This is a genomic window from Sphingomonas kyeonggiensis (genome assembly GCF_030812785.1).
In the GTDB taxonomy this organism is placed as follows: domain Bacteria; phylum Pseudomonadota; class Alphaproteobacteria; order Sphingomonadales; family Sphingomonadaceae; genus Sphingomonas; species Sphingomonas kyeonggiensis_B.
Map to the genome: position 1 here is coordinate 217,885 of NZ_JAUSTJ010000001.1, position 19,698 is coordinate 237,582.

Sequence of the window (19,698 nt, forward strand, 5' to 3'; positions counted from 1 at the left end):
TTCGCATGTCCGGCGTGGATCGGCTGCAGACTGCGGCTAGACGCCGCCGGTAAGCCACACGTGATGGTAGGGAAAGGCGAGGAGCGAAAGCACGCTGAACACAACGAGCGCCCAGCCCGAGCCCCTGATCCGTCGGGAAAAGCAGATGCCTATGCCCAATAGGGCGGCAAGGACGAGCACCGGGAAACCCGTTGCCACTATCTCCTCGCTGCAAAGGTACGAGCATGGCATGTCCACGAACAACAGGCGGACGGCGATAGCCAGCTCCAGCAACCATGGCAGGCTCACGACGAGCGGCAGCAGATTCCCCCAACGCATCCGTCAAAGCTAGGGACTGGTCCGTGCATTGGCCAGCATCACGCATCGAGTTGCCGCTCAGCGTTTCGCGAACTCGATCCGGAACTTGAGCAGCAGGGACCATTCCCAGAATTGCTGGTTGTCGTCCGATGCGACCCACAGGATCGTGTCATCGCCTTCGCGGGTCACCGCCAGCGCCTCGTAGTTGTCGTGGAGCAGCGGCGCCGCCAGCGTCGCGATCTCGATGCCGCGCACCACCGCGCCGGGACGAATCGCGCGCGGATCGATCAGGGTCAGCTTGGCCGAGAACAGCCCCGGCACCGAGAAGCGCCGGTTGAGCACCACCAGCCGGCCATCGGGTAACTGCACCGCGTCGCTCGGGTCATGGCGCTCGTCGGGCGGCATATAGGTGAAGCGGATCGGCGTGGCTCCCAGCGCAGTCGGGTCGCCGGGGAAGACCAGCCCCACGCGTCCGGTCCGGCTGCCCTTGGGCCGCGTCGTCTCGCCCAGCACGAGGAACCGGCCATCGTGCAGGCGCACCATCGATTCGGGCCCGCCATTCTTCGACCAGTCGCGCATCGCCGCCGGACGGGCACTGCGCTCCGCGCGGTTCAGGTCCGTATCGTAGCGCCAGATCGCATTGTAGTTCTCGAAGCCGACCCAGACCTGCCCCGTGGCCGGGTCGCTGGTCATCGATTCGGTATCGCGCTCGGACTTCAGCCAGCCATGTTCCGGGCCATCGGGCAGGTCGCCGAACCGGAGGTCGCGCGGCGTCCAATCGCTTCCCATGCGGAAGCGGATGAAGGTGCCGCCATCGCTCAGCAGGGTGAAATCATCGCCCAGGATCCGCATCGACGAGAAGCCGCCGAACGCACGGTCAGGGCTCTTCAGCCTTATCCCGCCCAGATAGGTGAGCGCCCCCACCCGGACGCGCCCCGGATCGCGCCGGTCGAGCGGCACGCGCTCCACGGTCATGCGCGGCACCTTGCCCAGCACGTCGCGCCCGTCACGCCCCGATGCGGAGAGCAGCAGGATGAAAATCAGCGAGAACAGCGCGGTTGCGGAGCGGAAAAACATCGCCCTCGCTCATAGCGGCTGGGCGGCGAAGAACCAGCGCCCGAAAGATGAACGCCGGATGACCAGCGCGTTCAGAAGAAAATAAAGGGAACCAGAGTAACTTGCGTTAGTTATCTGACTACGAGTTCCCCTCGCGTAGCGTATCGAGGGCTGAGGGCCGCTCCCGTTGGAGCGGCCCTCGTCGTATCAGTACATGTGCTGGCCGCCGTTGATCGACAGCGTCGATCCGGTGACGAACCCGGCCTCGTCCGAGCAGAGGAAGGCCACGCCGCGCGCGATCTCGTGCGCCTGGCCGAGCCGGCCGACAGGGATCTTGGCGACGATCTTCTCGAGCACTTCCGGCGGCACGGCAGCGACCATGTCGGTGTCGATATAGCCCGGCGCGATCGCGTTGACCGTCACGCCGAAGCGCGCGCCTTCCTGCGACAGTGCCTTGGTGAAGCCGTGGATGCCCGATTTGGCGGCGGCATAATTGACCTGGCCATATTGGCCGGCCTGACCGTTGATCGAGCCGATATTGACGATGCGGCCCCATTTCCGGTCACGCATGCCCGGGAACACCGCGTGCGCCATGTTGAAGCAGCCGCCCAGGTTGATGCGGATCACATCCTCCCACATGTCGCGGCTCATCTTCAGGATCGTGCCGTCGCGGGTGATGCCGGCATTGTTGACGACCACATCGACCGGGCCCAGCTCGGCCGCGACCTTGGCTACGCCTTCATGGCAGGCATCGTAGTCGCCCACGTCCCATTTGTACGACGCGATGCCGGTGCGCTCGGTGAAGGCCTTGGCCTTCTCCTCATTGCCCGCATAGTTGGCGGCGACGATCATCCCGGCATCCTTGAGGGCAAGGCTGATCGCCTCGCCGATGCCGCGGGTGCCGCCCGTCACGATCGCTACGCGTGCCATGCTGTATCTCTCCTTCGTCGGTGAGCCGAAACGCTAGGCAGGCTGCGTCCAGCCCGCAAGCGCTTCGCGCAAAATTGTCTGCAGCATTTCGGTGCCAGCGGGACTGTCGTTGAGACAGGGCAAATAGCCGAAGTGAGTGCCGCCTGCGCCAAGGAACGTCTCGCGCCCGCGGATCGCCAGTTCCTCCAGCGTTTCCAGGCAATCGGCCGAGAAGCCGGGCGCGACGATCGCGACCTTCTTCACGCCCTTGCCCGGCAGCGCGGCCAGCGTCGCGTCGGTAGCGGGCTCCAGCCATTTCGCCCGGCCGAAGCGCGACTGGAAGGTGACGATCAGCTCGCGGCCCAGCGCCTCGCTCAGCAGCCGCGCGGTCTTCCGGCAGTGGCAATGATAGGGGTCGCCCAGCTCGAGCGTCCGCTGCGGCATGCCGTGGAAGCTGGCGAGGATCGCGTCCGGCTCGAAATCGAGCCTCGACAAGCTTTCTTCTACCGAGGCCTTGAGCGCGGCGATATAGGCGGGATGGTCGTGATAGGGCGGCAGCGTGCGGATCGCCGGCTGCCACCGCATCTTCGCCAGCGCCTCGAACGCCTTGTCGTTGGCGGTCGCGGTCGTCGCTGCGCAATATTGCGGATAGAGCGGCGCGATCAGGATACGGTTCGCGCCATATTCCTTCATCGAAATCAGCCGGTCGGCGATCTTCGGATCACCATAGCGCATCGCCCAGTCGACGAAATTGCCTTCGCCGAACGCGCCCTGCAGCGCATCGCTCTGCGCCCGGGTGATCGCGGCGAGCGGCGAGCCGTCGGGGCGCCAGACCTGCTGGTAGGCATGGGCCGACTTCCTCGGTCGGGTACGCAGGATGATCCCGCGCAGGATCGGCTGCCAGACCAGCGGCGGGATCTCGACCACGCGTCGATCGGACAGGAACTCGGCCAGATAGCGTCGCACCGAAGCGGGATCGGGCGCGCTCGGGGTGCCGAGATTGACCAGCAGCACGCCGATCTTGTCGGGCGGGAAAAAGGGCGGATGCCCGTCGGGAATACTCATTCGACGTCCGAAAGCAGAGGCAATACGCGGAAGCGCACGCCGCTCGCCGATTGCAGCGCATTGGCGATGGCAGGGGCGACCGGGGGCACGGCGAGCTCGCTCGCGCCGCCGGGGTCGGCACCATTGCGGATCAGTTCGACGGTGATGTCCGGCGCGTCGGCCAAAGTCGGCAGGCCGAGCTCGGAGATGTCGCGCACGTCCGCCACATTCTCGGTGAAGCCGGTCGACCCCGCGATCGCCGCTGCCATGCCGAAGAGCAGCCCGCCCTCGATCTGCTGCGCCACCAGATCGGGATTGACCACCCGCCCGCAATCGACCGCCGCGACCAGCCGCTCGACCTTGACCTTGCGGCCCTCGAGCCGGGCCTCGGCCATCACGGCGATATAGGAGCCGCGAAAGGCGTGGCAGGCGATGCCCTGTCCGCTGCCGGGCTGCCCGCCCTGCCAGCCCCCGAGCTGCGCCGCGGTCTGCAGGCAGCGTGCCAGCCGGGTCTCGCCGCCGAGCATCGCCATGCGGAACGACACCGCATCCTGCTCGGCGACATGCGCCAGCTCGTCCATGAAGCTCTCGACGAAGAAGCAATTGTAGCTGTGTGCGCCCGAGCGCCAATAGCCGGTCGGCACGCCGATCACCGCTGGGTGATGATCGACCGCGTAATTGGGAATGGCATAGACCGGCTGCGCGCCAGCCACGGCGGAGGGATCGCCCTTGCCCGGCAGCGCGAGCGAGGCCTGGACCACCGGATCGCCGCCCAGCAGCCGCGTCGCCAGCTCGCGTCCCGTCTCCGGCGCGGCGATCTTGGCGAGCAGGCCCGAGATCTGGCCGTGCGCATTGAGCTTGCCGGTCATCCGACCGATCGCCGGCGGGCGGTAGCGGTCGTGCCGCATGTCCTCGCCGCGCGGCCAGGTGAGCTGCACCGGCCGGCCGACGCTCTGGCTGAGCAGGGCCGCCTGCGCCGCCACTTCATGCTCCAGCTTGGCGCCGAACGAGCCGCCCGCCATCGTCGCGTGCACCGTAACCGCGCTCTCGGAAATGCCGATCGCCCGCGCCGCCGCCGCGCGCGCCAGCCCCGGCGCCTGGGTCGGCAGCCAGAGCGAGAGATAGCCGTCGTGATAATTGGCCGTGCAGGTCATCGGCTCGAGCGCGGCGTGCAGCGCGACATCGACGCGATACTCGGCCGAGACCACCTTGGCTCCGCGGAAATCCGCCGCGAGATCGCCCGCCTCGTGCAGCCGCGCGCCATCTGCGTTCAGCGCATTGCCCAGCGCATCGGCGATCGAATCATTGTTGATCACGTCCTCGGGCGTCTTGAAGCGCGGGCGCATCGCGTCGATCGCCTTCTCCGCCGCCCAGCCATTATTGGCGATCGTCGCGACCCAGTCCTTCGTCGTCACGATCGAGAGCATGCCGGGGATCTTGTTCGCCGCCGCCCGGTCGAGCTTGACCAGCTCGGTCTCGCCGATCGGCCCCATCCGGATCGAGGCGAATGCCATGTTCGGCAGGCGGATGTCGGCGGCGAAGTTCAGGCTGCCATCGACCTTGGCCGGCGCGTCGAGCCGCGGCAGCGGCTGGCCGTAGAGCCGGTTGGTCTCGGCAGTGCGCAGCGGCACGTCACCGGGCACGCTCTCGTCCGCCGCCTCGGCCGCCAGCTCGCCGAAGCCAAGCTTCGAATTGCCATGGACCACCTGGCCGCCTACCGTGTCGCAGCTCTGCCATTCGGTGCCCCAGCGCCGCGCCGCCGCCTTGCACAGCAGCACCCGCGCGGTGGCGCCGGCATGGCGCAGCTGGTCCTCGAAGTTGCGGATCGAGGTCGAGCCGCCGGTCAGCATCAGCCCGGTGCGCGCCGCGTGGGTGCGGCGCAGCTGCTCGGGCAGCCCGCCCAGCGCCAGCTCGAACAATTCCTCGGCCGCCAGCGGATTGGCGTAGAGCGGGTTGAGCGGCGCCGGCTCGACGCCGACCAGCTTCCAGTTCGCGCCCAGCTCGTCGGCGATGATCTGCGGCATGGCGGTGAACACGCCCTGCCCTTCCTCGCATTGCGGGATGGCGACCGAGACATGCCCGTCGGCGCCGATCTTGATCCAGGCGCCGAACAGGCTCTCGCCCGGCGCCGCGCTGAGATTGGGGAGATAGGTGCGCGGCCATACCGCCCAGGCGACCACCAGCCCCACGCCCACGCCGCCGCCGATCAGCAGCGTGCGCCGATCCAGCTTCCGGAGCTTGCCGAAATCGACCTTCATCGGGACTGCTCTATCCTGCGGGCTGGAGGCTGTCACCCCGCCGCCCCGATCGCCACCCGCTCCTTGCGTCATCCCACGCCACTTCGTCACCCCGGCGAAAGCCGGGGCCCATCTCGGAGAGAAGTCCATGGTGTACGTCAGCTGTGGTTCCATCGGGCGAGGGCACGAGATGGGTCCCCGCTTTCGCGGGGATGACGCGGGAAGTCATAGCTCTTGGGTTTGCAACAAGCCTGTTCTATCGGGGTCGCACACCCTGGAGGGAAATACGTGCTGCTTGCCACCCTTGCCGCCGCCGCGGCAGACCATATCCATTTCGCGGATCTCGGCCTGAACAAGGTCGCGCTCAATCTCGGCTTCTTCGAGATCAAATGGTATTCGCTGGCCTATATCGCCGGCATCCTGGTCGGCTGGTGGTACCTCACCCGCCTGCTCAAGCAGCCCGGCGCCCCGATGAGCCGTGCCCATGCCGACGACCTCGTCTTCTACGCGACGCTCGGCATCATCGTCGGCGGGCGGCTCGGCTATGTGATCTTCTACGGGCTCGACCGGTTCCTCGCCCGCCCGCTCGACATCTTCAAGCTGTGGGACGGCGGCATGTCCTTCCATGGCGGCGTCATCGGCACCACGCTGGCGATCATCCTGATGTGCCGCCGCCAGGGCCTGAACTGGCTGCGCGTCCATGACTATGTCGCCTGCTGCGCGCCCTTCGGCCTGTTCTTCGGCCGCCTCGCCAATTTCGTGAACGGCGAGCTGTGGGGCAAGCCGGCGGACCTGCCCTGGGCGATCGTCTTCCCCGGCGCCGGCCCGCTCGCCCGCCATCCGAGCCAGCTCTACGAGGCGCTGCTGGAAGGCCTGCTGCTTGCCGCCATCCTCGCCTATGCCTTCTGGCGCACCAAGGCGCGCTACGAGCCGGGCAAGCTCGTCGGCATCTTCCTGCTCGGCTATGGCTGCTTCCGCTTCTTCGTCGAATATTTCCGCGAGCCCGATGCGCAGTTCGCCGGCACGATCTTCGAGCATGTCATCCATATGGGCCAGGTGCTCTGCCTGCCGATGATCGTCGGCGGCATCTATCTGATCGCCACCGCCAAGGGGCGCCGCGAGCGGGTGGAGCCGATCGCGGGCACGGAGAGCGTGGCCTGACGTGAGCGAGAACCCCCTCGACGCCGGGCAGCAGGAGCGCGCCGCCAATGCCGCCGAGCCCCTGCTCGCCGAGCGGCTCTCCCGCGCCATCACCATGGCCGGGCCGATCCCGCTCTCCCAGTTCATGGGCGCCGCCAACGCGCATTATTACGGCACCCGCGATCCGCTCGGCGCGCGCGGCGACTTCACCACCGCACCGGAAGTCAGCCAGATGTTCGGCGAACTGATCGGCCTGTGGGTCGCCGACCTGTGGCACCGCGCCGAACAGCCGCCGGTCCGCTATGTCGAGCTCGGCCCGGGCCGCGGCACGCTTGCCGCCGACGCGCTGCGCGCCATGGCCAAGGTCGGGCTCACCCCGCCGGTCGACCTGGTCGAGACCAGCCCGACGCTGCGCGCCGTCCAGGCGGAGCGCGTGCCGGGCGCCGAATTTCATCTCGACCTGGTCGGCCTGCCCGACGATGCGCCGCTGGTCTTCGTCGCCAACGAGTTCTTCGACGCGCTGCCGATCCGCCAGCTCATCGCCACCCAGGAGGGCTGGCGCGAGCGGCTCGTCGCCTGCCAGGACACGCTGTTCCTGCCGATCGCCGGCGACCGCAGCTTCGACATGATCATCCCGCGCGACTTCAAGCAGGCCGAGCCCGGGTCGATCCTCGAGACTTCGCCGGCCAGCGTCGCGGTGCTGCGCCAGCTCGCCAAGCGCCTCAACGACCAGGGCGGCGCGGCGCTGGTCATCGACTATGGCTATATGGGTCCGGCGATCGGCGACACGCTGCAGGCGGTGAAGGGCCATGCCTATGCCAACCCGTTCGACACGCCCGGCGAGGCCGACCTGACCGCGCATGTCGATTTTGCCACGCTGGCCGAGGCCGCCCGCACCGAGGGGTTGGTCGTGCACGGACCCGTGACCCAGGGCGAGTTTCTCACCCGGCTCGGCATCACCGAGCGCACCGCCAGCCTGTCGCTCGCATCACCCGAGCGCGCGGGACAACTCGCCACCGATCGCGAGCGGCTGACCCATCCCGAGCAGATGGGCGAGCTGTTCAAGGTCATCGCCTTCACCGCCCCGGGCTGGCCGGTGCCGGCGGGGTTCGGCGAATGACAGGCGCTCCGAGCCGTCACCCCGGCGAAAGCCGGGGCCCATCTCGGAGAGAAGCCGCAGATGCGGCAGCTGTGGTTCCATCTGGCGAGGGCACGAGATGGGTCCCCGCTTTCGCGGGGATGACGAAGTGAACATGAACTACCGCGACGCCACCCCGGCCGACCTCCCCGCGATCGACGCGCTGTTCCGCGTCAGTTTCACCGCGACCTTCGGCCATCTCTACACGGCGGAGAATCTCGCCGCGTTCTTCGCCGGCTTCACGCCCGAGGCCTGGGCCGCGGAGTTCGCCCAGCCGGACCTGCGCTTCCGCCTCGCCGAGGACGAGCAGGGGCTGGCCGGTTTCGCCAAGACCAGCGCGCTTACCCTGCCCGCAACGGTGACCTCGCGCCCCCATGAACTCCGCCAGCTCTATCTCGACGAGCGCGCCAAGGGCAGCGGCGCCGCGCAGGCGCTGCTCGACTGGGCAGTGGAAGAGGGCCGTTCGCGCGGCGCCGACGAGCTCTGGCTGTCGGTCTATATCGACAACCACCGGGCGAAGCGCTTCTACGAGAAGAACGGGTTCGAAGATCGTGGCCCCTATATCTTCCTGGTCGGCGACCATGAGGATGAAGACCGGCTGATGCGCCGCGCATTGTGAGTGACGAGATGACGAGCGAAGTCGAAGTCCATCAGGCGCGCGCGCTGAACGGGATCGCCCATGGCTTTCTCGGCCGCAAGGGCGGGGTCTCGACCGGCGCGATGGCCAGCCTCAATGTCGGCCTCGGCTCGACCGACGATCCCGCGCTGATCGCCGAGAATCGCCGCCGCGCGGTCGAGGCGGTGCTGCCTGGCGGCCGGCTCGTCTCGCTCTTCCAGGTCCATTCGGCCGACTGCGTCACCGTCGCCGAGCCCTGGGAGGAGCGGCTGCGCCCGCATGCCGATGCGCTGGTCACCGATCGCCCGGGCCTCGCCCTCGGCATCCTCACCGCCGATTGCGCGCCGGTGCTGTTCGCCGACCGCGAGGCCGGCGTCGTCGGCGCCGCCCATGCCGGGTGGAAGGGCGCGCTCGGCGGCGTCACCGATTCGACCCTCGCCGCGATGGAGGCGCTGGGCGCCCGCCGCGACCGGATCACCGCCGCGGTCGGCCCCTGCATCGCCCGCGCCTCCTACGAGGTCGATGTCCTGTTCCTCGCCCGCTTCGCCGATGCGGATCCGGAGAACGAGCGCTTCTTCACCGAGGGCCGGCGCGAGGATCACTGGCAGTTCGACCTCGAAGCCTATGTCGCGCACCGGCTGGCCTCGGCCGGCATCCGCACGGTCGAGATGCTCGGCCAGGATACCTATGCGCGGGAGGAGCATTTCTACAGCTTCCGCCGCGCGACGCACCGGCAGGAGCCGGATTATGGCCGCCAGATCAGCATTATCGGATTGGCTTAGCTCCATCCTTCACCCCGGCCTTGTGCCGGGGTCCACTGTGCCGCGCCTGCTGCCCTTCGAGCCTCTTTTTCCATGGCTCGCCTCGCGGTGGACCCCGGCACAAGGCCGGGGTGACGCTTCGCTGCGCCCAATGTCTGGCAATCCCCTTCCAATGTAGGATTTTCCATGTTTCCCTCGGAAGCATGCGCAGTCCGCCGACTCCATATCCCACGCGTCCGTCCCGGCGCCACGTCGTGCCGCGCCCCGGCTGAAGTGCCCGCTGGCCTCGCGCGTGGAGGTCGTGAATTTAGTGAACTTCCGCGCGTTTCGGGCTCCCCCAAGCCCGGCCGAATCGTTACAGATGATACGAAATATACCCGGAGAGACAGCATGACCGACGAGACCGAAGCCGATCTGACCGGTGGCACCCCGCGCCGCCGCCCCAAGCCTTCGGCGGACAAGGTCGGCGATCGCAAGCTCAAGCCCAGCACGATGATGATGGGCCATGGCTATGATCCGATGCTCTCCGAAGGCTCGCTCAAGCCGCCGATCTTCCTCACCTCGACCTTCGTCTTCCCCAATGCCGCGGCCGGCAAGCGCCATTTCGAAGGCGTCACCGGCAAGCGCCCGGGCGGCGCCGACGGGCTGGTCTATTCGCGCTTCAACGGCCCCAACCAGGAGATCCTCGAAGACCGGCTCGGCATCTGGGAAGGCGCCGAGGACGCGCTGGCCTTCTCCAGCGGCATGTCGGCGATCGCCACGCTGTTCCTGTCGATGGTCAAGCCGGGCGACACGATCGTCCATTCGGGCCCGCTCTATGCGGCGACCGAGACGCTGATCGCCCGCATCCTCGGCCGCTTCGGCGTCCACTGGCTCGACTTCCCCGCCGGCGCCACCCGCGAGGAGATCGACGCGGTGCTGAGCAAGGCCGCCAGCGGCAATGTCGCGCTGATCTATCTCGAATCGCCGGCCAACCCGACCAACGCGCTGGTCGATGTCGAGGCGGTCGCCGCCAGCCGCGACGCGATCTTCAAGGGCGCCAGCAAGCCGCCGATCGCGATCGACAATACCTTCCTCGGCCCGCTCTGGGCCCAGCCGCTCAAGCAGGGCGCCGATATCGTCGTCTATTCGCTGACCAAGTACGCCGGCGGCCATTCGGACCTGGTGGCGGGCGGCGTGCTCGGCTCGAAGGAGCACATCAACACGATCCGGCTGATGCGCAACACGATCGGCACGATCTGCGATCCCAACACCGCCTGGATGCTGCTCCGCTCGCTGGAGACGCTGGAGCTGCGCATGAGCCGCGCCGGCGAGAATGCCGCCAAGGTCTGCGCATTCCTGCGCACCCACCCCAAGGTCGAGCATGTCGGCTATCTCGGCTTCCTCGAGGAGGGCTCGCGCCAGGCGGACATCTACAATCGCCACTGCACCGGCGCCGGCTCGACCTTCTCGCTCTACCTCAAGGGCGGCGAGAAGGAGGCCTTCGCCTTCCTCGACAGCCTCAAGATCGCCAAGCTCGCCGTGTCGCTCGGCGGCACCGAGACGCTCGCCAGCCATCCGGCCGGCATGACCCATTTGTCGGTACCCGATGCTCGCAAGCAGGCACTCGGCATCACCGACAATCTCGTCCGCATCTCGATCGGCGTCGAGGATGCCGACGATCTGATCGCGGACTTCGAGGAGGCGCTGAAAGCGGTCTGAGGATAGCATTTCCCCGGCGAAGGCCGGGGTCCAGACTAAGCGTGCGCGTCGCAGACGCGCCAAGGCGCGTGACTTTCAAGTCTGGGCCCCGGCCTTCACCGGGGAAAAGGGTGTTGATTGAGGTTAAACCACGAAACGGGTAATCTGCTCGTCCGGGGAGACTCGGCCATGAAACTTTCGCGCTCCATCGCATTGCTCGCGGCACCGCTGCTCGCACTACCCGCCATCGCCCAGACAGCGGACCCGATGGCCGGCATGCACGCCGGTCACGCCACCTTCCCCCAGACCCTCGCCGACTGGGCGGCGGGCGCGCAGCTCTTCCCCGATCTCGGCGGCTTCCACCGCGACAGCGGCAGCAAGATCCCCCAGGCCCAGGCCTATTTCGATCAGGGCATGCGCCTGCTCTGGGCGTTCAACCATGACGAGGCGGCGCGCAGCTTCGCCAGGGCAGCCCAGGCCGATCCGGGGTGCGGCATCTGCCATTGGGGCGTCGCGCTCACCCTTGGCCCCAACTACAACATGCCGATGATGGCCGAGGCCCGCGCCCGGGTCGCCTGGGAGTCGCTGCAAAAGGCCCAGGCGCTCGCCCCCTCCGCCACCCCGGCCAACCGCGCGCTGATCCTCGCCTTGGCCAAACGCTATACCGGCCCTCAGCCGGTCGACCCGACCAACAGCGCCCCGCTGCTCGCCGCGTTCGGCGACGCGATGCGCGGGGCGGCCAGGGCCTTCCCCCAGGACGACGACATCCTCACGCTCTTCGCCGAAGCGCAGATGAACCGGAACCCGTGGAAGCTGTGGAATGCCGACGGCACCCCGGCGAAGGACACGCCCGAGATCGTGACCGCGCTGGAGACCGTGCTCGCCCGCAACCCGCACCATCCCGGCGCCAACCATTATTACATCCACGCGGTCGAGGCCTCGACCGATCCGGGCAAGGCAATCGACTCCGCGGAACGGCTCAAGACGGCAATGCCGGGCGCCGGCCATGTCGTGCACATGCCGTCGCACATCCTCCAGCGCGTCGGCCGCTATGCCGAATCGGCGGAGGCCAACCGCCTCGCCGACGCCGCCGACAAGGCCTATTATGCGAAGACCGCGGCGATCGACTATTACCCGATGTACTCGGCGCACAATCTCCAGTTCCTCGCCGCCGCCGCATCGATGGAGGGGCGCAGCGCCGAGACGATCAAGGCGCTGCGCGACGTGCGCGCCGTCTTCACCGACGAGATGGCGGCGGGCATGCCCGGCATGGATTGGGGCATCGGCTATCTCTACCAGGCGCTGGTCCGCTTCGGCCGCTGGGAGGCGATGCTCGCCGAGCCCCAGCCCGATGCCCGGCTGCTCGACCTGACCGTCAACTGGCTCTCGGCCCGCACCATCGCGCTCGCCGCCACCGGCAAGCTGCCAGAAGCCGATGCCGAGCTGGCCAGGCTCAAGGCAAAGGTCGCCGCCGCGCCCGCGGATGCGCTGGCCGGCATGAACCTCGCCACCCCGCTCTTCCGGATCGCGACGCTCCGCGCCGAGGCCCGCATCGCGCTGGCCCGCAAGGACGCCACCAGGGCGATCGCGCTGCTCCGCGAAGCCGTCACCGTCGAGGACGGCCTGTCCTACAACGAGCCCTCGGACGAGTTCTTCCCGACCCGCCACCTGCTCGGCGCTGCCCTGCTGGGCAGTGGCGCCGCTGCGGAGGCCGAGGCGGTGTTCGTCGAGGACCTGAAGCGCAACCCGCACAATGGCTGGGCGCTGCTCGGACTGGCCCAGGCGCTCAAGGCGCAGAAGAAGGACGCGCGCGCGGCGGAGAAGGACTTCGCCGCCGCCTGGACCCGCGCCGATGTGAAGCTCAACGCGCCGGCGTTCTGAGCGCTGCGGCGAGCAGGTCGGCCATGACGCGGTGGTCCTTGAGCGACGGGTGCCAGTTGCACCCCGTCATCTCCAGGGTGGGCACCTTCACCGCCTTGACCCCGGTGGCCTCGGCCACCGCGGCGACGTCTGGGTAGAAATTCTCGGCACCCATCAGCAGGATCCGCGCCCTGGGCTGCGCTGCCTGCCGGGCGCGGACAAAGGCGATATAGCGCTCCCGGTAATCGGCCCGCAGCGCCGCATCGTCCGCCCAGGCCTCGCCGGCATGGAGCTTGGTCGAGAAGTCGTTGGTGCCCAGGTTGATCACGATGATCCCCGGCCGCCAGCCATCCGCCCGGGCCGGCGCCGGCTCGCCGGGAATGGCGCGGGGATAGAGGAAGGGCAGGTTCTCGCCCGGCTTGCCGCCGGCATAGTTGCGGACCACGCCGTAGCCCGAATAGGCGATGATCCGGTAATCAGCACCCAGCCGCCGCGCCAGCACCGGCCCGAACGCCTGGCTGGTGTCGGTGGTGTCGTGCACCTTCTTCTCGTCGCAGTCGCGGGTCGGCGAGGTGTTGCCATAGCCGACGCTGTGCGAGTCCCCGATGAACTCGATACGCTGCGCCCGCACCGGCGGCGCCAGCGGCGTGCCATGGGTGAAGAAGCCCAGGAAGCGGCTGCTGCCCGACTGGCTCTCGGTCAGCTTGTCGATGCGGATGCTGTGGATGCCCGGCCTGAGCCGCGCCACCTTCACCACCGCCGGCCCCGACGTCACCAGCGTCTGGAACGGCTTGCCGTCCACGCTCACCCGCAGCCAGTCGCCCTGCGTCTCGACATGGGCGCTGACCTCGGTGCCGCGGAACCGCCCCTCGACATAGACGCCCGGCCAGCCGAAGCGGATCGCCTTGCCCTGGACGACCATCCGGCCGCCCATATGGACGTCGAGCATCTGGCCCTCCGGGGCAGGCGCGGCGGAAAGGGCGAGCGGCGCGAGCAGCGCAAGTACGGCGAGCTTCATCCGCCCAGCCTATGCGCAGCCGGGCGCGGCGTCAGCCCCAGAGATGGTCGCGATAGGCCTGGAAGCAGCGCGCGCCGCACTTGAGCCGGATCAGCGCCCCCTCGGCCATCGCCGTGGCCCGGGCGGGATCCTCCTCCACCGCTGGGCGGATCGCCTCGCGGTTCCAGTCCTCGCTATGCTTGATGTCGAGCACCGCGTGCAGCGTGAAATAGCGCGCTTCCTTCGGGCTCAGCCCGACGCGCTTCAGCCCTTCGGCGACCAGCGCCGCGCGGCCCGGCGCGGTCAGCTCGATCACACCGAGCGCCCCCACCGAATGCCAGGCATAGCGCCGATTGGTCGCCATCGCGGTCATCGCATTGGCCAGGCACAGGCTCTCCCAGACGGTGTTCTCGATCACCGGCTCGACCGCCAGCGTCTCGACCAGCGCATCGAGCATCGGGCCGTGCATGCCCTTCGCGGTACCGTGTCCCATCTCGTCCCAATAGTTGCGGGCAAGCTCCAGCTTGGGGCGCACCGGCAGCTTGACCTGGGTCATCGCGACGAGATCGTCGAACCCTGCCTCGCCCGCAGCCTCCTGCTCGAAGAACCATCGAAGCTGGTCTCGGTCGGCCGTCTCGGCCAGCCAGGGGAAGAGCGGATCGCCCTGCCCCGGCCCGGTCGCCTTCAGGTCTTCGAACCATGCGATGAAGCCTTCGACGTCGGTCGGCGCCGCGACTGCCTCTTCGACGACTTCGCTGCGCAGTTCCTCGAGGAACGCGCCTTCGAGCCGCTGCATCTTCACGTCGCGTTCGAAAGTCTTCTGCCAGTCGTTATCGGGGAAGCCAGGCTCGAGCCGCTCCCGGTTCCAATGCGCGAGCCCGCGCTGGAAACTATGCTTCAGAAATTGCGAGCCGGGGTCGTTCGCGAAATCGCGGGCGCGGGTTGCCATGTCGATTGTCTCTCCTGCTTGCCCGTCTGAACCGGCAAGCATTTGGGAGAGTTCCGGCAACTAACTTGGATCAAAGGCTTTTCGGCCCGGCTCCGGCTAATCCATCGCCTCGTCGAGATGCCGCAGGTCCTTGCCCCGCGTCTCGCGTCCGAACCAGCCCACCAGGATCAGGGCCGCGAGCATGGGCACCATGATCGCGCCCGCCACCACGCCGATCGAGGGCACCAGCTTGGCGATGAACAGCGCCTGCGCGATCACCCCGCCGGCCTTGGTGCAGGCCGCCACCCAGCCCGTCGCCCGGCCGCGGACGCGCAAGGGAAAGCTCTCGGCGGTATAGGGCAGCAGGATCGCGATGATGCCGTTGATGCCGATGATCAGCAGCGCCACCGGCAGCACCGGGCTGCCGCCGCCGAACAATTCCATCCGCAACACGCCCGCCAGCCCCAGCAGCGTCACCGCGATCGAGGCGCCCAGCGCCCATTTGGTGCTCCACAGGCTGTAGAGCAGTGCACCGACGAAGATCGTCGGGAAGGCGATCAGCGCGCTCTCGGCAAGCAGCCGGCTCGCCACTTCCATCGAATAGCCTTCATTGACGAAATGGTTGGGCAGCCACAGCAGCAGGCCGAAATTGATCAGGCCCCAGGTGATGCCGGTCAGCGAAAGTGCGGTGAGCTTGCCATAGAGGTGCATGCCCTTCAGCGCGCCATGCCCGGGCTGGGCCGCGGCGGTGGCGGACGGCGCGTCTACCTTGCGGACCACTGCGCCGAACTTGCGCATCACCGCCTGCGCTTCCACCACGCGGCCGCGCGCCAGCAGGAACTTGGCGCTTTCGGGGATCAGCGCGCCGAGCAGCACCAGCGTCAGCCCGGTCGGCAGGTTGAGCAGCCAGAGGATGCGCCAGCTATATTCGGGCACCAGCAGCGTCGATGCCCCGCTCGCGGCGAAATAGCCGCCGCCCGCGCCCAGCCCGCCGACCAGCACCAGGCTCCAGCCGCGGTGCCGGTTGGGCATCATCTCGGCGAGCAGCGCATAGGTGACCGGCAGCATGCCCCCTGCGGCCGCGCCCATCATGAAGCACATGCCGATATTCCAGGCGAGGCTCGGCATCGCCCCGCAGATCGACGTGCCGACGAACATCACTGCGGAAAGTAGGATCGTCGCCTTGCGACCATAGATGTCGGCGAGCACGCCCCATACCACCGATCCGGTGACCGTCCCGATCAGCGCGAAGAAGGGGACCAGGCTCACCGTTTCCTTGGGCACCATATATTCGCCGACCATGCCAGGCACGGTGAAGCCCAGAGAGGCAGGCTTCATCGTGTCGATGATCAGCGCGATCACCAGCACCGCCATCAGCCCCCAATGCGCCGGCCCCAGGGGCGCGTCCTCCGGCGCGGCCACTTCGATTCTCGCGCCCGCCGCGCGCTGTTCCGCGACGTTGCGGGGAAGCAGGCCATAGGCGGCGACCAGGCAGCCGCCGATGATCAGCCCCATGCCGGCGACCATGTCCCAGCCCATCGGCATGCCGGCGAGCATGAAGTGCATATCTCGGCCCATCAGGAACATCGGGATATGCAGCAGCACGCCGAGAGTGACCGCTGCGCAGCCCAGCGCGAAGGCCCAGAGCGCCCGACGATCCGAAAGACTTGCCTGCACCGCGCGCCCCTTCCTCTTCCCGTGCCGCAAATCTGGCACGAAGCACGGGTCGGGGAAAGCGGCTGGCAAGCGGCATCAAGCCATGCTCTAACCCGCACCCATGACCGCCCAGTTCCGTACCGGCCTCGCCGCGCTCGCCGCCCTGTCGTTCACCTCCATCGCGCCTGCCCTGGCGCAGACGAGTCCGGAGCCGACCGCGGCCTCGGCCGATCCGAGGATCGGCACCGGTGGCGAGGGGCATACTTTCCCGGGCGCCGTTGCGCCCTTCGGCATGATCCAGCTGAGCCCGGATACCGACACGACCTGCCAGATCCGCAAATGCTACGACCATGCCGCCGGCTATCGCTACGAGGACCCGACGATCCAGGGCTTCTCGATGACCCATTTCTCGGGTGCCGGCCATTCGGACCTGGGCGACTTCCTGATCCAGCCGATCTCGGGCGACACGATCGGGCTGGAGCCCGACGACTATCGCTCGTCCTTCGACCACGCGACCGAGCAGGCAGTGCCCGGCTATTATGCGGTGACCCTGGCCAAGCCCGGCGTCCGCGCCGAGATGACCGCGGGCACGCGGGTGGGCGTCCAGCGCTACACTTTCCCCGCCGGCAAGCCCGCGCAGCTGCTGCTCGACCTGCGCAGCTCGCTCTACAACTATCCCGGCAAGATTCTCTGGTCGTCGATCCGCATCCGCCCGGACGGCACCATCACCGGTGCGCGTGAGACCCGCGGCTGGGCGCCAGCCCGCAAGCTGTTCTTCGCGATCCGCCCCTCGCACCAGATCACCGGCCACGCCTTCCTCAACCGCGAGGAGAAGGTGGAGTATAAGGGCTTTCAGGGCCCGAGCCGCGGTGCCGACGATGCCCAGCAGCTCGCCGGGCGGGAGCTGGTCGCACGGCTCGACTTCGGCCAGATCGACGGTCCGCTCGAGTTGAAGGTCGCGATTTCGGCAGTCGACGAGGACGGCGCGATCGCCAATCTCGACAGCGAGCCCGGCAGTTTCGACGCGATCCGCGCCGCGACCGGCAAGGCCTGGGAACAGGCGCTCGGCGCGGTCGAGCTGGAAGGCTCGGCGCCAATGAAGAAGATGGTCGCCACCGCGCTCTATCACAGCCTGATCGCGCCCAGCGTCTTCTCCGACGCCGATGGCCGCTGGCGCGGGCCGGACGATCAGGTCCACGCGGCGAAGGGCTTCACCTTCCACTCGACCTTTTCGCTGTGGGACACGTTCCGCGCCGAGCATCCGCTGCTTCTGCTCACCCAGAGCGAGAAGAAGAACGCCGATTTCGTCAACTCGCTGATCGCCAGCCAGCAGGTCAGCCCGTTCGGCATCCTGCCGGTCTGGCAGTTCCACGGCCGCGAGACCTGGACGATGATCGGCTATCACGCCGTGCCGGTGATCGCCGACGCGTACATGAAGGGCATCCGCGGCTTCGACCCCAATGCCGCGCTCGACGCGATGGTGAAGAGCGCCACCTATGGCCCTTACGGCGGCCTCGACCAGTATATGAAGCTCGGTTACGTGCCGATCGACAAGGAGCCGGAAGCCGCCTCCAAGACGGTCGAATATGCCTATGACGATTGGACCATCGCCCGCATGGCCCGGGCGATGGGCAAGACCGACCTCGCCGCCCCGTTCGAGGCCCGCGCCGGCAACTGGCGCAACAGCTTCGACGTGAAGACCGGGTTCCTGCGTGCCCGCAAGGCGGATGGGACCTACCGCACGCCCTTCGATCCCACCGCGATCAACTATGGCTCGGACTATACCGAGGGCAATGCCTGGCAATATTCCTGGTTCGTGCCGCAGGATCAGGCCGGCATGTTCAAGCTGCTCGGCGGCGACGCCGCGGCGGTGAAGAAGCTCGATGCGATGTTCGACTTCGACAATTCGAAGATCGACTACAGCCATGCCGAGGACATTGCCGGGCTGATCGGCCAGTACATCCATGGCAACGAGCCGAGCCACCACGTCGCCTATCTCTACAGCTATGCCGGCCAGCCCTGGCGCACCCAGGAGCGGCTGAAGCAGATCGTCGACAGCCAGTACAAGCCGACCCCGGACGGCCTGTCGGGCAATGATGATCTCGGCCAGATGTCGGCCTGGTTCGTGTTCACCGCGCTCGGCTTCTATCCGGTCGCGCCGGGCTCGAACGAATATGTCATCGGCCGCCCCTTCCTCGACCGGGCGACGCTCAACCTGCCCAACGGCAAGCGCTTCGCGATCGTCGCCGAGGGACTGTCGGACGCCAACAAATATGTCGGCAAGGTCACGCTCAACGGCAAGCCGCTGGCGCGCGGCTATCTGAAGCATGACGAGATCGTCGCCGGCGGCGAGCTGCGCTTCACCATGAGCGCGAAGCCCAACAAGAGCTGGGCGACGGGCAAGGCGGCGCGGCCCTATTCGATGAGCACCGCCCGCTAGGCGCCGCGGCGCACCGCATCGATGAATGCCCGCACCGCCGGCGCCATGTGGCGCTGCTGCGGGTAGCAGAGATAATGGCCGGGGAATGGTGCCGACCAGCGCTCGAGCATCGGCACCAGCCGGCCCGCCGCGATGTGGTCGCGCACCTTGGGCTCGATCGCGAAGGCGATGCCGGCGCCCTGCAGCGCCGCTTCGAGACAGGCCTGCTTGTCGTCGAGGATCAGCGGCCCGTCGACCGCGACCTGGAACCAGCCGCCTTCCCAGAACTCCCAGTGATAGGGCGCGGCATTGCCCGGCCAGCGCCAGCGGATGCAGCGGTGGCGCAGCAGATCGCGGGGATGCTCGGGTACGCCGTGCGCGGCGACATAGTCCGGCGTGGCGACGGCAAGCTGGCGCATCTCCGCGCCCAGCGCCACCGCGACCATGTCGCGCTCGACCAGCTCGCCGATGCGGATCGCCACGTCATAGCCGCCCGCGACGATGTCGATCACCGTGTCGTCCAGCGAGATGTCGAGCACGACATCGGGATAGTCCCGCCCGAACCGGGCGAGGATGGGCAGCACGTGCAGCTCGCCGGCGAAGCGAGAGGCGTGGACGCGCACCCGCCCCGCGATCCCCTCGCGCCCGGCGCGGGCCTGCAGCATCGCCTCGCCCAGCTCGGCCAGCGCCGGCCCGGTGCGCGCGAGCAGCGCAGCCCCCGCCTCGGTAAGCGAGACGCTGCGGGTGGTGCGGTTGAGCAGCCGCGTGCCCAGCCGCGCCTCCAGCCCCCGCACCAGCTGGCTCAGTGCCGAGGGTGTCACCCCCATCGCCCCGGCGGCGCGGCTGAAGCTCAGCACCTGCGCGACGGCGACGAAGCCGCGCAGCTGCTGGTAGTCGGCGGAGAGCAGGGTGGTATCCATCCCGACTGTTTAGCAGGACTTACAAGTCCATGGCAAAACC

The 19,698-nt window shown here is 68.0% G+C and carries 15 protein-coding genes; 7 read left to right on the forward strand and 8 right to left on the reverse strand.

Annotation, left to right across the window (positions count from 1 at the left end; translation table 11 throughout):
- Positions 1 to 375: 375 nt before the first annotated feature.
- The 4 genes from J2W22_RS01070 to J2W22_RS01085 form a co-directional block, all read right to left on the reverse strand.
- Positions 376 to 1,374 carry an esterase-like activity of phytase family protein gene (locus tag J2W22_RS01070; RefSeq protein WP_307116420.1) on the reverse strand — a complete coding sequence of 333 codons (999 nt, stop codon included), beginning with the start codon at positions 1,372 to 1,374 and terminating at the stop codon, positions 376 to 378.
- A gap of 186 nt (positions 1,375 to 1,560) precedes the next feature.
- Complete coding sequence (gene phbB, locus J2W22_RS01075) at positions 1,561 to 2,283, reverse strand: acetoacetyl-CoA reductase (protein WP_307116421.1); 723 nt, start codon at positions 2,281 to 2,283, stop codon at positions 1,561 to 1,563.
- A gap of 33 nt (positions 2,284 to 2,316) precedes the next feature.
- A complete protein-coding gene (gene hemH, locus J2W22_RS01080; RefSeq protein WP_307116422.1) occupies positions 2,317 to 3,327 on the reverse strand; it encodes a ferrochelatase in 1,011 nt (336 codons plus the stop codon).
- Entirely contained in the window at positions 3,324 to 5,564 is a 2,241-nt protein-coding gene (locus tag J2W22_RS01085) for a xanthine dehydrogenase family protein molybdopterin-binding subunit (protein ID WP_307116423.1), read from the reverse strand. Before J2W22_RS01085 ends, hemH begins: the two co-directional genes overlap by 4 nt.
- Positions 5,565 to 5,834: 270 nt before the next feature.
- Between J2W22_RS01085 and lgt the strand changes: the two genes are divergently transcribed.
- From lgt to J2W22_RS01115, 6 genes are all read left to right on the forward strand, one after another.
- A complete protein-coding gene (gene lgt, locus J2W22_RS01090) occupies positions 5,835 to 6,704 on the forward strand; it encodes a prolipoprotein diacylglyceryl transferase (RefSeq protein WP_373422954.1) in 870 nt (289 codons plus the stop codon).
- Positions 6,705 to 6,798: 94 nt separating this feature from the next.
- On the forward strand, positions 6,799 to 7,803 hold the full coding sequence (locus tag J2W22_RS01095; RefSeq protein ID WP_373422955.1) for a class I SAM-dependent methyltransferase: 1,005 nt from the start codon (positions 6,799 to 6,801) through the stop codon (positions 7,801 to 7,803).
- 133 nt (positions 7,804 to 7,936) lie between these two features.
- Positions 7,937 to 8,440 carry a GNAT family N-acetyltransferase gene (locus tag J2W22_RS01100; RefSeq protein WP_307116425.1) on the forward strand — a complete coding sequence of 168 codons (504 nt, stop codon included), beginning with the start codon at positions 7,937 to 7,939 and terminating at the stop codon, positions 8,438 to 8,440.
- A gap of 8 nt (positions 8,441 to 8,448) precedes the next feature.
- Positions 8,449 to 9,219 carry a peptidoglycan editing factor PgeF gene (gene pgeF / locus J2W22_RS01105; RefSeq protein WP_307116426.1) on the forward strand — a complete coding sequence of 257 codons (771 nt, stop codon included), beginning with the start codon at positions 8,449 to 8,451 and terminating at the stop codon, positions 9,217 to 9,219.
- A gap of 369 nt (positions 9,220 to 9,588) precedes the next feature.
- Positions 9,589 to 10,899 carry a cystathionine gamma-synthase family protein gene (locus J2W22_RS01110; protein ID WP_307116427.1) on the forward strand — a complete coding sequence of 437 codons (1,311 nt, stop codon included), beginning with the start codon at positions 9,589 to 9,591 and terminating at the stop codon, positions 10,897 to 10,899.
- Positions 10,900 to 11,067: 168 nt separating this feature from the next.
- Positions 11,068 to 12,759, forward strand: a complete 1,692-nt coding sequence (locus tag J2W22_RS01115; RefSeq protein WP_307116428.1) for a hypothetical protein — start codon at positions 11,068 to 11,070, stop codon at positions 12,757 to 12,759.
- Here the strand turns inward: J2W22_RS01115 and J2W22_RS01120 are convergent.
- The 3 genes from J2W22_RS01120 to J2W22_RS01130 form a co-directional block, all read right to left on the reverse strand.
- On the reverse strand, positions 12,740 to 13,756 hold the full coding sequence (locus J2W22_RS01120) for an SGNH/GDSL hydrolase family protein (protein ID WP_307116429.1): 1,017 nt from the start codon (positions 13,754 to 13,756) through the stop codon (positions 12,740 to 12,742). The genes J2W22_RS01115 and J2W22_RS01120 overlap by 20 nt on opposite strands.
- A gap of 31 nt (positions 13,757 to 13,787) precedes the next feature.
- Complete coding sequence (locus tag J2W22_RS01125; protein ID WP_307116430.1) at positions 13,788 to 14,684, reverse strand: iron-containing redox enzyme family protein; 897 nt, start codon at positions 14,682 to 14,684, stop codon at positions 13,788 to 13,790.
- Positions 14,685 to 14,780: 96 nt separating this feature from the next.
- Entirely contained in the window at positions 14,781 to 16,340 is a 1,560-nt protein-coding gene (locus tag J2W22_RS01130; protein WP_307116431.1) for an MFS transporter, read from the reverse strand.
- Between the two features lie 100 nt (positions 16,341 to 16,440).
- On the opposite strand from J2W22_RS01130, the gene J2W22_RS01135 reads away from it, so the two are divergent.
- Positions 16,441 to 18,759 carry a GH92 family glycosyl hydrolase gene (locus J2W22_RS01135; RefSeq protein WP_307116432.1) on the forward strand — a complete coding sequence of 773 codons (2,319 nt, stop codon included), beginning with the start codon at positions 16,441 to 16,443 and terminating at the stop codon, positions 18,757 to 18,759.
- On the opposite strand, the gene J2W22_RS01140 is transcribed toward J2W22_RS01135, so the two are convergent.
- On the reverse strand, positions 18,756 to 19,658 hold the full coding sequence (locus tag J2W22_RS01140) for a LysR family transcriptional regulator (RefSeq protein WP_307116433.1): 903 nt from the start codon (positions 19,656 to 19,658) through the stop codon (positions 18,756 to 18,758). The two genes, J2W22_RS01135 and J2W22_RS01140, sit on opposite strands and share 4 nt — an antisense overlap.
- Positions 19,659 to 19,698: the final 40 nt, after the last annotated feature.